Annotated in this window: 11 protein-coding genes; 5 read left to right on the top strand and 6 right to left on the bottom strand. The window is 43.9% G+C overall.

Features of this window, described 5'->3' with window-relative positions:
* The 3 genes from ACJAZP_RS07295 to ACJAZP_RS07285 form a co-directional block, all read left to right on the top strand.
* A partial coding sequence (locus tag ACJAZP_RS07295; protein ID WP_415230085.1) for a DMT family transporter occupies positions 1 to 761 on the top strand: 761 nt, incomplete at its 5' end.
* A 35-nt stretch (positions 762 to 796) separates the two neighbouring features.
* A complete protein-coding gene (locus ACJAZP_RS07290) occupies positions 797 to 946 on the top strand; it encodes a hypothetical protein (RefSeq protein WP_415230084.1) in 150 nt (49 codons plus the stop codon).
* Between the two features lie 374 nt (positions 947 to 1,320).
* Complete coding sequence (locus ACJAZP_RS07285) at positions 1,321 to 1,836, top strand: DVUA0089 family protein (RefSeq protein ID WP_415230083.1); 516 nt, start codon at positions 1,321 to 1,323, stop codon at positions 1,834 to 1,836.
* A 1,065-nt stretch (positions 1,837 to 2,901) separates the two neighbouring features.
* Here ACJAZP_RS07285 and gcvP read toward each other — a convergent pair.
* Positions 2,902 to 5,802, bottom strand: coding sequence for an aminomethyl-transferring glycine dehydrogenase (gcvP, locus tag ACJAZP_RS07280; RefSeq protein WP_415230082.1), 2,901 nt, complete (start codon positions 5,800 to 5,802; stop codon positions 2,902 to 2,904).
* Between the two features lie 124 nt (positions 5,803 to 5,926).
* A complete protein-coding gene (gene gcvH, locus ACJAZP_RS07275; RefSeq protein WP_415230081.1) occupies positions 5,927 to 6,304 on the bottom strand; it encodes a glycine cleavage system protein GcvH in 378 nt (125 codons plus the stop codon).
* 425 nt (positions 6,305 to 6,729) lie between these two features.
* Between gcvH and ACJAZP_RS07270 the strand changes: the two genes are divergently transcribed.
* Complete coding sequence (locus ACJAZP_RS07270) at positions 6,730 to 7,356, top strand: helix-turn-helix domain-containing protein (RefSeq protein ID WP_415230080.1); 627 nt, start codon at positions 6,730 to 6,732, stop codon at positions 7,354 to 7,356.
* A 113-nt stretch (positions 7,357 to 7,469) separates the two neighbouring features.
* Positions 7,470 to 8,600 carry a glycine cleavage system aminomethyltransferase GcvT gene (gcvT, locus tag ACJAZP_RS07265; RefSeq protein WP_415230079.1) on the top strand — a complete coding sequence of 377 codons (1,131 nt, stop codon included), beginning with the start codon at positions 7,470 to 7,472 and terminating at the stop codon, positions 8,598 to 8,600.
* Positions 8,601 to 8,713: 113 nt separating this feature from the next.
* Here the strand turns inward: gcvT and ACJAZP_RS07260 are convergent, their stop codons facing one another.
* From ACJAZP_RS07260 to ACJAZP_RS07245, 4 genes are read right to left on the bottom strand one after another with little or no spacing between them, the layout of a single operon-like run.
* Entirely contained in the window at positions 8,714 to 9,940 is a 1,227-nt protein-coding gene (locus ACJAZP_RS07260) for a beta-ketoacyl-ACP synthase (protein ID WP_415230078.1), read from the bottom strand.
* A 59-nt stretch (positions 9,941 to 9,999) separates the two neighbouring features.
* Positions 10,000 to 10,725: a 3-ketoacyl-ACP reductase FabG2 gene (locus ACJAZP_RS07255; protein ID WP_415230077.1), complete on the bottom strand. Its 726-nt coding sequence runs from the start codon at positions 10,723 to 10,725 to the stop codon at positions 10,000 to 10,002.
* Positions 10,718 to 11,185 carry a hotdog family protein gene (locus ACJAZP_RS07250; protein ID WP_415230076.1) on the bottom strand — a complete coding sequence of 156 codons (468 nt, stop codon included), beginning with the start codon at positions 11,183 to 11,185 and terminating at the stop codon, positions 10,718 to 10,720. The genes ACJAZP_RS07255 and ACJAZP_RS07250 overlap by 8 nt, the downstream gene beginning before the upstream one ends.
* Positions 11,178 to 12,398 (bottom strand): beta-ketoacyl-[acyl-carrier-protein] synthase family protein, encoded by a 1,221-nt coding sequence (locus ACJAZP_RS07245; RefSeq protein WP_415230075.1) that lies wholly within the window; start codon positions 12,396 to 12,398, stop codon positions 11,178 to 11,180. The genes ACJAZP_RS07250 and ACJAZP_RS07245 overlap by 8 nt, the downstream gene beginning before the upstream one ends.
* Positions 12,399 to 12,406: the final 8 nt, after the last annotated feature.

Below are 12,406 nucleotides of genomic sequence, written 5' to 3'. Positions count from 1 at the left end.
TCCTTTTTTGTTTAGGAAATGTAATGACAGGTATCATCTTTATTTTTTTCGCGTGCCTACTTTGGGCCGCAGATACATTAATCCGCTACCCCTTACTTTTTGGCGGCTCCAGTGCACAACAAATAGTGTTATTTGAACACTTAATATTAGTTGCTGTAGTCATTGGTATTTTTGTATTTAAGCGTCGTAAACCTAACTTTTTAAGTCGTCAGACGTTGTTGCCATTTATTGTTATTGGCATCTTTGGCTCTGCGCTTGGAACACTTGCCTTTACCGAAGCTTTCTATCTTGCTAATCCAACCGTTGTTATTTTATTGCAAAAGCTGCAACCTATAGTCGCAGTGACTTTAGCTTGTGTCCTATTAAAAGAACAAATAAATCCACGCTTCTTTCTCTGGCTAGGGCTTGCATTGTTAGGTAGCCTGCTACTTATCTGGCCAGACTTACAAAGTCTCTCCTCGAGCTTTCAAGAGGGCAGTATTGAGCATAACAATAATGCATTACTGGGTTATGGGCTTGCTTTATTTGCAGTGGTTAGTTGGGGATGTGCAACAGTATTTGGTAAAAAGCTCAGCACTAAAGGTTTAGACAGTGTGGATTTAATGGCTGGTCGCTTTAGTTTTGGTTTGTTAGGTATGCTGCCTTTTGCCTTTATGACGCCAACCTTAATAACCACTATAGAGATAAGTATTTTACAAAAAATAGCAATACTCGCTTTGCTCTTCGGAGTAATAGGTATGTATTTTACTACCAGGGTTTAAAGCGGATTCCTGCACATTGGGCGACATTAGCTGAAATGTTTTTTCCTGTTGCTGCTATTTTTATTAATTGGTTATATTTAAGTGTCGCCATGACCGAGGTGCAATTAATCGGCGCTGCGACTTTGGAGATCGCAAGTACTATGGTGCAACATAAACCTAAAAACGCCATAGTCAAAGCTGCTTAGTCTGTTTAAAGGTTAGTTATAACCTTTAAACTTGCACTTTCCGGGGTTGATTTTAGCCGGAGAGTGCACTTTAACTGTTGATAATATCATCAGGATCAGGTCTTTCGTGTTTAGGTAAAAGATTAGAATAATGGCGCTATCAACCAACAAGTGTCGGTATTCTTAACGCTTAATTAAATGCCTTTAAAACCTTAAGTTATTGATTAATAATGATTTAATAATATGTGGGCTGTCGGAATATTTTACGTTCAATTTAAAAGAACAAACACAAAAAATCATAAGTAATTGAATTTAAACAATTAAGTGTAGTTGGCATGGATAATGCTTTAAGTGTTCTATATTAAACATGGATATAAAAATTTAAGGGAATAAAAATGAATAAACTCACTTCTTTACTGGCAGCTGTATTGCTGTTACCTGCTTCTGTAATGGCCAATAGCATCACTGATTCGCAAACTATTACGAATGGTGGTTTTGGCTCAGTTGGTTACACCTATTTTTCACAAGATGCGACGGGTACAACATCTCTTGAAACCTTCACCGGTACTTTTGATTCTGAGTTATTCCTTTTTAAGGATGACGGCGCATTAAGTCTTGGTGACTTAATTACTCATAATGATGATGGCGGTACATTTAATGGCTTTAGCTGGTACAACTCACTTATTTCTTTGACTCTCGATGCTGGCAACTACATCGCAGCGGTAGGTGCTTTTAACCTAAACACTAGAGAAGCTGTCTCTGGCGTCAATAATGGTAGTCGGGGTTTCGGTGATTATGATCTAGTCATCACCTCAACTGCAAACGTTTCAGTTCCAGCGCCGGCCAGCATCGCGCTATTGGGGCTTGGTTTACTCTGCATGGGTGCAACCCGTCGTCGCGGTAGCAAATAATATGCGCTAAATAGCTCTAAAAGCTATATTGATAAAAGACGTTTTAAATAAGCGATCTGAATCTTAAATTGTAAAAAAACACTCAAACCTTTTAACAAAAATCTAATGTTAAAATTAAAAGATAAGGTCATTAATCTTGACCTTATCTTTTTTATCTTTTTTATCTTTTTTATCTTTTCTGCGATATTCTTTTTCTTAATACCTAATAAATTTCTGATCCCATCTTTCATCCCACCATCTAATCATATAGATATAGCTTAATGCAGAGCCATTAAGACACCGCAGCCTTTTTTAACTATAGAGTGTGTCTACTAATCGTGGGTAACACTGAATGCTAACGCTTTGCTTACTGGCGAATAAGTTGGTGCTGTTTTTGCCGGCTTTTCTTTTAGCAAAACGGCGACAACTGTATCGAGTCCGCGTGTTGCAACTTCTAGAATTTTATTTACGCTACACCAATTAACATTACACCAAGACCTGCTAATTGAATAAAAAATGGTTTTTTCGCAACGCCCCAAAGCATGATTGTAAGTTGATATTTTATGTTGGGGAAATGACGTGTTGGCATTTGTAAAAATCTCTATAAATGCAACATATAAAAACTTAACTGTTTATTTTCAATTGGTTAATGATTTTATAAGGCTAAAATTGTGTAGGAAGTGTTCATATAATGTGCAATAAAAGTGGGAAAACTATTCATGTGAATTATATCTGCATATAAAAATAGCTGCCTATAAAGAGATGGGGAATTATGAAAGAGAAGGTTTCTTAAATTATTTATCGGTCAATAAGCAAGTAAGTTCAAGTACCTGAGACTTATTGTCATTCAAACTCAAACTGATTAAGCTTCGGCAGCTCAGCTTGTGGTATGCGGACTTTATCTTTAGGCGCTTTCTGAGTCTTTTGGATTTTTCGACTTTTCCGATAAGGTCAATTCAAGCCTTGAATCTCTGGCATTGACTCAGATATTAGGAGCAAAAAAAAGGCGAACCATTTTGGTTCGCCTTTTAAATTGATTAAAATAACGGTCTTTGTTAAATCCTAAATTATTCTAATCAGTTGCTATTATTCTTCCATATAATTTTCAATGCTCGGACATGAGCAGATCAGATTACGGTCTCCAAATACATTATCAACACGGTTTACTGTCGGCCAGTATTTGGTCTCTTTAGTATGGGCAGACGGGAAACAGGCAAGCTCGCGGCTATATTCGTGAGTCCAATTTGCTTCTATCAAGTCAACCTGAGTATGCGGTGCATTGACCAGTGGGTTGTCCGTGGCACTCCATTCTCCGTCTTCTACTTGAGTGATTTCGTGACGGATAGCGATCATCGCATCACAAAATCGCTGCAGTTCAGTGAGATCTTCCGATTCAGTCGGTTCAATCATGAAGGTGCCTGCGACAGGAAAGGACATGGTGGGGGAGTGGAAGCCGTAATCCATCAGCCGTTTAGCGATGTCTTCATTGGAAATACCCGATGCAGCTTCAAGCGGGCGAATGTCAATAATACATTCGTGCGCCACGCGACCTTCTTTACCGCGGAATAAAACCGGGTAGTGCGGGCGTAGGCGTTCCATTACATAGTTTGCATTTAAGATAGCCAGCTGTGTCGCTGCGGTTAATCCCGGTTCGCCCATCATTGCAATGTAAGCATAGGAAATAGGCAGAATAGAAGCTGAGCCTAACTCGGCAGCAGAAACCGCATAATGTTTGTTATCCGCGGACTCGGTGACTTCGATATGTCCGGGCAGGAAAGGGATAAGGTGTTTTTTAACGCCAATGGGGCCCATACCCGGACCGCCGCCGCCGTGCGGAATACAGAAGGTTTTATGCAAGTTAAGGTGTGATACATCGGAGCCGATAAACCCCGGACTGGTAATACCTATCTGAGCATTCATGTTTGCGCCATCAAGGTAGACTTGACCACCGGCGTCGTGCACCCATGCACAGACTTCCTGGATCCCTTCTTCATAAACACCGTGTGTAGAGGGGTAGGTGACCATGATGCAGGAGAGGTTCTCGCGGTGTTTTTCAATCTTAGCTTTTAAGTCTGCGTGGTCAATATTACCGAGATTATCACAGCCGACGACCACCACCTGCATTGCGGCCATTGCCGCGGAAGCCGGATTAGTACCGTGAGCGGAGCTGGGTATCAAACAAACGTTACGCTGATTATCACCGTTACTCTGGTGGTATCGTTGAATCGCGATAAGACCTGCGTATTCACCCTGCGCACCGGAATTAGGCTGCAGTGAGAAACCATCGTAACCGGTCACTTCACAAAGCATGGTGGATAATTTCTCTGCCAGTTCCTGATATCCGAAACTTTGCTCGGTTGGTGCGAAAGGATGCATTTGAGCAAATTCAGGCCAGGTGACGGGCAGCATTTCCGCTACCGCATTGAGTTTCATGGTGCAGCTTCCAAGCGGGATCATGCCGTGGGTCAGCGAGTAATCTTTATTCTCTAATTTTTTCATGTAACGCATCATTTGCGTTTCACTGTGGTGCTTATTGAATACCGGATGGGTTAAGTATTGACTGCTGCGACGACATGCGGCCGGAATGCCGGCAAACTCATCGTCTGCTATCTGCGCGCTAAAACTACTCGCCAAAAGTGCATTACCGGTGATCACCAGCAGTAAATCTTCAACGTCTTTTATCGTGGTTGTTTCATCAAGGCTGATACCAAGTTGCACCGGCATATTATCGGGTGTTGGGAATTTACGTAAATTCATACCGTTAGCCAGAGCTCTTTGATAAATCGCTTTACTGTTCTCGTTGCTGTTTAAGGTAATAGTATCGAAGTAAGAGCGGTTTGCTAATTCAATCCCTTCACTGTCTAAACCCGCCACTAGAATAGCCGTTAAATGGTGGACACGACGGCCTATTTTGCGCAGACCTTCAGGGCCGTGATAAAGCGCATAAAAAGCGGACATATTAGCCAGTAGGGCCTGAGCGGTGCAGATATTTGAGGTCGCTTTTTCGCGACGAATATGTTGCTCACGGGTTTGCATTGCCATTCGTAATGCGGGTTTGCCTTTGCTGTCTTTTGAGACACCGATAATTCGGCCGGGCATAGTACGTTTGAATTTGTCTCTCGTTGCCATAAAGGCAGCGTGCGGCCCGCCAAATCCCATGGGTACGCCAAAACGTTGGGCACTGCCGATAACAATGTCTGCGCCCATTTCGCCGGGTGCTTTAAGCAGGGTTAAGGCTAATAAGTCGGAAGCGACTGAAACCAGGGTCTTTTTGGCATGGGCTTTATCAATGATGTCGGTGAGATCCTGAACATTACCCGTGGTACTTGGATATTGCAGTAGTGCGCCAAACACATCATGGTTTTCAAGCTCTTCAATTGCAGCGCAGATAATCTCATAACCAAAGTATTTAGCACGGGTGCGCACCACGTCTATGGTTTGCGGATGAATTTCATTGGACACGAAGAAAGCTAAACTTTTGCTTTTACCGGCACGCTTGCACAGGGTCATTGATTCCGCGGCAGCCGTGGCCTCATCCAGCAACGAAGCATTGGCTATTTCCATGGCGGTTAAATCCATCACCATCTGCTGATAGTTTAATAAAGATTCTAAACGGCCCTGGGAAATTTCCGGTTGATAGGGGGTGTAGGCTGTGTACCAGCCGGGGTTTTCCAGAACATTACGCAAGATAACGTTAGGTACTAAGGTGTTGTAATAACCCTGACCGATAAAGCTACGGTTAATGATGTTTTTTTCGGCGATAGCTTTAAGCGAAGCGAGCATCTTTGATTCACTTTGCGGCTCAGCTAACTTCATGGTCTCGGGCAGGCGAATCGCGGCGGGTACGGTTTGATCAATTAGCTGCTCAATGCTGTGCACACCGATGGTCTCGAGCATCATTTTTTGTTGTGCTGCATCCGGTCCGTTGTGACGGGTCGCAAACTCTTTATCGTCACTTAATAAATCAAGAAGCGTTATATCTGTCATAGGGGATTCCTGAATGATTTCTGCCTGTCCTGATTTATTCTGATCAAGCAGGGTGGTAGAAATAAAAGCAAGGCAGCTTCATTCGAAGCTGCCTAATTTAATAGAATGGATAGAATGGATAGAATTATTCTTGGTTCTTGGCGTGATAATCTTCACTGGACATAAGATCATCAAGCTCAGCGGGATCAGCAAATTTAATTTTGGCAATCCAACCCGCAGAATAGGGAGATTCATTAATTAATTCGGGGCTATCTTCAAGCTCTTCGTTAATCTCAATAATTTCACCCGTTACCGGAGCGTAGAGATCCGAAGCGGCTTTGACTGATTCGACTAAAGAGAACGTTTCTCCCGCTTCAGTGCTGCCGCCAACCTCCGGCAAGTCTACGAAAACAACATCTCCTAAAAGTAGTTGAGCCTGGTTTGAAATACCGACAGTGACGGTACCATCACCGTTATCGAGTACCCACTCATGTGTCTCAGTAAACATCAATGCGCTTTCCATGTTAAATCCTTTATTAAATTAGGGTGAAAAAATAATGCCCATTGCTCATATTGAGATAATGACAATAGTTGAATTTTCTGTTTATTAAAATCAAAGTGCTTGCACTGTAGATCGAGCACTAAGAATAAGTTTCCAATAATGGAAATTGTCCTGAAAGGCCGCTTGAAATCAAGTACTGTGCCTGTTTTATTAGTGTCTGACTAAAGGCAAATAATCGCTAAGCTTTGCTCTTTATGGGTAAAAAAGATGATCTAACTGGTGGTCAGATCAAACTTTTAAGCTATTATATGTAGATTATTCTATTCTGCTTGATCAAAAGTTTCCAAAAGGAAACTTTTTCTCTTTTATGAGATCTGGATCTTGTTTTTTCCTGTGCGCTTTTATTTTTGACGTTTACTATGTAGCAAAGCAAAAGGAGAGCAGTGATGACTGATCTGAATGAACAAGATATTTACCCATCAATGAAAGTTACTAACGATCAGGGCTCGAAAAAAATAGAACCCGTTAAACTCGGGATGCGTTTAAAAGAAATTCGCAAGTCACTGGGTTTGACGCTGGAAGAAGCCAGCAAGAAAACCGGGCTGGCACGTTCTACCTTATCTAAAATAGAAAATGAACAGATATCGCCAACCTTTCAGGCAATGCAGAAATTGACCAGTGGTTTACAGATAGATCTCCCGCAGCTCTTTGCGCCGCCCAAACAGGTTAGTGCGACCGGTCGTCGTGATATTACCCGTAATGAAGAGGGCAAGGGACATCCGACTGCAACCTATGAACATGAATTGCTGGCCACGCAGTTAACCCATAAAAAAATGATGCCGTTCAAGTCGCGGGTCCGGGCGCGGGATTTTGGCGATTATTCGGATTGGATCCGTCACGACGGAGATGAATTTTTATTAGTATTAAATGGCGAGATAACATTTTTTTCAGAATATTATGAACCGGTCATTTTAAATGAAGGTGATTCGGTCTATTACGATGCCAATATGGGGCACATGCTTATTTCTAGCAGTGAAGAAGATGCTTTAATTCTTTGGGTGACCGCCACATAGATATCACTGAAGCTGCGCAATACGGGAAAAATAACCACCAAAAAATTATCTCTAACCATCCTGCAAGTAAATGAATTAGCCGCAACTATTGCGCAATATGGAGTATTAAAGCTATGTCAGAAGAAACGTCCGAAGCACTTCTAGTTACCCCGCTACACGCATTACACATTGAGATGGGGGGTAAAATGGTCCCTTTTGCGGGTTACGATATGCCCGTGCAGTATGACCTGGGTGTACGTAAAGAACATCTGCACTGCCGTGCTGCGGCCGGGTTGTTTGATGTTTCACACATGGGGCAGGTGCGTCTTTTTGGTGAACATGCCGCGCAGGCGTTAGAGGCATTAGTCCCCGTTGATATTATTGATTTAGCGGCGGGCAAACAGCGTTATGCTTTTTTCACTAATGAGCAGGGCGGCATTAGTGATGATTTAATGGTGACGAACTTTGGCGATTTTTTATTGGTAGTAGTCAATGCCGCCTGTAAACAGCAAGATATTGCTCATCTGCAGGCTAATCTGCCGAATGATGTCAGAATAGAAGTGATGGAAGATCGCGCCTTACTGGCCTTACAAGGTCCGCAAGCAGCACAAGTATTAGCACGACTTAATCCTGAGGTCTCCGATATGCTGTTTATGGACGCGCAAAAAATACAGCTGGCGGGGGCGGAGTGTTATCTTAGCCGCTCCGGTTATAGCGGTGAAGACGGCTATGAGATTTCGGTCCCTGGCGCTGATGCACAGGCCTTAGCGCAAGAGCTACTGGCTTTTGCTGAAGTTGAGTGGATTGGCCTTGGTGCGCGGGATTCATTACGCCTTGAAGCGGGTTTATGTTTATACGGTCATGACATTGACCCGACAACAACGCCGGTGGAAGCCAGTTTATTATGGGGTATTAGCAAAGCACGCCGTGCAGAAGGGACACGTCCGGGCGGTTTTCCGGGGGCGGAGCTTATTCTTGAACAGATCAAAAGCAAAAACATAACTCGTAAACGTATCGGTTTACTGGGCAAATCAAAAGCGCCGGTGCGTGAAGGCTGTGAATTGTTTGATGCCGATAATAATAAAATCGGTATCGTCACCAGCGGAACCTTCGGTCCTTCAATCGGCATGCCCGTTGCAATGGCCTATGTAAACACAGATTTTAGCAGTATTGATACGGTAATTTTTGCTGAAGTTCGCACCAAAAAACTGCCCATGACAGTGGTGAAAATGCCCTTTGTTGCCGCGCATTACTTCAGAGGTTAAAAGTTTCAGAGGTTAAAAACTTTAGTAATTAAAAATTACTAAAGTTAAAAAAGCGCTTAAAAAACGCTTAAAAAAAAGGAGCTTTAAAAGCTCCTTTTTTATTGCCCGAAAGATTAACTGCGTTTAAATATTAATGAAGTATTAATGCCGCCGAAGGCAAAGTTATTACTCATAATATAATCACACTTCATATCACGACCGGTGCCGCTAATATAATCCAGTGCGCCGCACTGCGGATCAACATTGTTGAGGTTTAAGGTCGGATGAAACCAGCCGTTATTCATCATTTCAATGGCAGTCCAGGCTTCAATTGCACCACAGGCACCCAGAGTATGACCGAGATAACTCTTTAATGAGCTGATCGGGGTTTTATTGCCGAAAATGTTGGCGGTTGCCTGGGATTCTGCAATATCCCCGCGTTCCGTGGCTGTGCCGTGAGCCGAGATATAACCAATATCATCGGCACTAAGCTGAGCATTTTCCAGTGCCATCTCCATACAAATCTGCATGGTTTCCTGCTGCGGTTGGGTGACATGTGTGGCATCGCAGTTAGTAGCAAAACCAACCACTTCGGCAAATATTGTCGCACCGCGTGCTTTCGCGTGCTGGTATTCTTCTAATATCAGAGTTCCTGCACCTTCCCCAATCACTAATCCATCACGGCCTTTATCAAAGGGGCTGGGGGTGGATTTAGGGGCTTCGTTCTTCAAGCTGGTGGCAAATAAAGTATCAAAAACCGCCGATTCAGTGGGGCATAACTCTTCCGCACCGCCCGCGACCATGACCGTTTGATAACCGTGTTTAATGGCTTCAAAGGCATAACCTATGGCCTGGCTGGCAGAGGTACAAGCGCTGCTGGTGGGAATGATCCGGCCTTTTAATCCAAAAAACAGTCCCACATTGACAGCCGTGGTATGCGGCATCATCTGTATATAAGTGGTTGCGGTGATGGCTCTGGTACTTTTGTCATTGAGCATCACGCCAAAGGCTGCGATCGCATCGGTACTGCCGATGGAAGAGCCGTAAGCGATACCCGTCCGGCCATTGGTCAAAACATCAGTGCCTAGTAAGCCACTTTGAATTAATGCATTTTCCGAGGCGAAGGTAGCCAGCTTGGCAACCCGGCCCATGCCGCGTATTTTTTTACGGGTGTAATGCGCGGGTAACTCAAAATCCGTAACAGGCGCGGCTAATTTGGTATTTAAACCCTCAAACTGCTCGTAACTTTTCATGTATAAAACGGCGTTTTCACATGCTTTTAATTTTGCTTCAACCTCTTTCCAGTCGTTACCCAGAGCGGTAACAGCAGACATTCCGGTAACAACAACGCGATGCTCCATTAAATCATGCCTCCATTTTTTATAATGTTTTTCGGGGTTTTCTGATAATTCATTAAATTTTACACCATGCCGCCATTAATTGAGATCACCTGACGGGTCACATAAGCGGCTACATCTGACATTAAATAACTGACTAAACCGGCAACCTCCTGCGGTTGCCCCATGCGGCGCAACGGCACCAGGGGTAACGCATGCTCTTTAACACTTTCATTGACCATGCCGGTATCCACTAAACCCGGGGCGACGCAGTTCACTGTGATTTTGCGTTTGGCAACTTCTAAGGCTAAGGCCTTGGTTGCGCCAATAATGCCCGCTTTGGCTGCGCTGTAGTTGGTTTGACCGCGGTTTCCGGTGATTCCCGAGACCGATGCCAGGGTGACAATCCGGCCACCTTTACGCAGCTGAACCATTGGCATAATACAGGGATGTAAAACATTATAAAAGCCGTCTAAGTTGGTATGCACCACGCTGTCCCACTCTTCTCCGGTCATCGCCGGAAAAACCGTATCACAACTGATCCCTGCATTGCTGACCACGCCGTAATAAGCGCCGTTTTGTTCAATATCCGCCTCTATTACTTCTCTGCAGTGGCTGCGATCGCTGATATCAAACTGTAATAAACGCCCTTGACCGCCAGCTTCTTCAATGCTCTGCAACGTTTGTAATGCACCGTCTTTATCGCTTCGATAATGCACGGCAACGGTGAAACCATCCAGAGCTAACTGCAAGGCAACCGCACGACCTATACCTTTGCTGGCACCGGTGACTAAAACCTGTCTAAGCATTATCTTTTCCTTTTAATATCTTTTCTAATTGTGCGGGGGGCGGGACGAAAACATTAACTTGAGCTGTGATCAGCACATTCCCCCGGCATTCGATACGGCAGGCAAAAGCCGACATTCCTTCATTTTCCATTAACTGCTCAGCATAAAGATCAAGCAGCACATTTTCTGTAAATAGATCGCAGTTGGCTTTATAAGAACGACTACCCAATAAAAAACCAACGGTCGGCGGGCGATTTTCTAAATAATCATGATATCCCGCCCAGGCTGAGATGCTTTGCGCTAAAAATTCAATACCGACCCAGCTTGGAACTGCATTGAGCTGTCGGTCAAAAAATAGATTGTTGCTGTCTATTTTTACCTGGCAGTGAACACTTGATGCGCTCACGTGGATAAGCTTATGGATCAATATCATGGGTGCTTTATGGGGTAAAAGTACGCTCAGATTAGGAAATTCAGACATGGGCATATCCAAAAATCAGGCTGATATTATTACCACCAAAAGCAAATGAGTTGCTTAATATTGTTTTCACTTTAAGTTTCTGTTTTTCATCGTTCAAGTTTATTGGTTTAATATTTTTATCAATACCATCATGAATAGTTTGTATGGGCAGATCCAGATTTTGCTGCAGAATTAAACAGCTGATCACCGCCTCTAGAACACTGGCAGTCCCTAGAGTATGTCCGGTAAGCGCTTTAGTTGAACTGACCGGCACCGTATCGGAAAATATCGAATAGATAGCCTGTGCTTCGACCTGGTCATTGAGTTTGGTGGCTGTGCCGTGGGCATTAATATAGCCAATATCCTCGGCTGATAAGTGCGCATCATTAAGAGCTTTGTGGATCGCCTCTATCGCGCCTTTACCTTCGGGGTGCGGGGCAGAAAGATGAAAAGCATCGGAGCTGTCGCCCGCGCCAAGCAGGGCCAGTCCGCTGCTGTTTTTATCGCGCGACAAAAGCATAAAAGCACCGGCTTCACCGATATTAATCCCTTTGCGGTCATCACTGAAAGGGTGACAAATTTGATCGGATAACGCAGCTAAACCGTGAAAACCGTTTAAGGTCAGTTTGCATAATGAATCAGCGCCGCCGACCAGTACCGCATCCACCAATCCCGATTTCAGTAAACGTTTGGCGGAGATAAAAGCCCGTCCGCTCGATGAGCAGGCCGTTGAAATGCTATAAACCGGGCCGTCTAACTTAAAATAATCAGCAATAAATTCACCCAGATTGGAAATTTCCTGCTGCTGATAACAATAACCTTTGGGGAACTCGCCGTTTTTAAGCTTTGCTGCCAATGCCAGTTCACCGTCGCTGATACCCGAGGTGCTGCTCGCCATGATCACCGCAACCCGTTCGCTGCCGTAACGTCGAATCACTTTTTCAATCTCGGGTTTAATCTGTAACAGCGCCGATAAGGCGATGCGGTTATTACGCGTATTGTAATGGGCTAATGCATCTTCAATTTCGGGTAAGGCGCTTGCTATTTTGCCAACGACCGTCTGGCTGCCATCATTTAACCAGCCGGATTCTAAACACATATTGGCATTACTGTTTTGCGCTAATTGCGCCTGGCATATTTTTAATGTTCCACCCAATGCACTGTTCATTGCAGTTGCATGGATATAAACAGGAAAAGTCGCTTGCCTGTGTTGCTCTGGGGGTTGTTTATTCATTTACCATC

Origin of the sequence: Psychromonas sp. (assembly GCF_047632955.1) — a bacterium.
GTDB lineage: Bacteria > Pseudomonadota > Gammaproteobacteria > Enterobacterales > Psychromonadaceae > Psychromonas.
This window is presented reverse-complemented; position numbering and strand designations above follow the sequence as displayed.

Bases quoted from the DNA above. Each gene is read 5' to 3' on its own strand.
- ACJAZP_RS07290 (WP_415230084.1), top strand. From the start codon at position 797: ATGTTTTTTCCTGTTGCTGCTATTTTTATTAATTGGTTATATTTAAGT.
- ACJAZP_RS07285 (WP_415230083.1), top strand. From the start codon at position 1,321: ATGAATAAACTCACTTCTTTACTGGCAGCTGTATTGCTGTTACCTGCT.
- gcvP (WP_415230082.1), bottom strand. From the start codon at position 5,802: ATGACAGATATAACGCTTCTTGATTTATTAAGTGACGATAAAGAGTTT.
- gcvH (WP_415230081.1), bottom strand. From the start codon at position 6,304: ATGGAAAGCGCATTGATGTTTACTGAGACACATGAGTGGGTACTCGAT.
- ACJAZP_RS07270 (WP_415230080.1), top strand. From the start codon at position 6,730: ATGACTGATCTGAATGAACAAGATATTTACCCATCAATGAAAGTTACT.
- gcvT (WP_415230079.1), top strand. From the start codon at position 7,470: ATGTCAGAAGAAACGTCCGAAGCACTTCTAGTTACCCCGCTACACGCA.
- ACJAZP_RS07260 (WP_415230078.1), bottom strand. From the start codon at position 9,940: ATGGAGCATCGCGTTGTTGTTACCGGAATGTCTGCTGTTACCGCTCTG.
- ACJAZP_RS07255 (WP_415230077.1), bottom strand. From the start codon at position 10,725: ATGCTTAGACAGGTTTTAGTCACCGGTGCCAGCAAAGGTATAGGTCGT.
- ACJAZP_RS07250 (WP_415230076.1), bottom strand. From the start codon at position 11,185: ATGTCTGAATTTCCTAATCTGAGCGTACTTTTACCCCATAAAGCACCC.
- ACJAZP_RS07245 (WP_415230075.1), bottom strand. From the start codon at position 12,398: ATGAATAAACAACCCCCAGAGCAACACAGGCAAGCGACTTTTCCTGTT.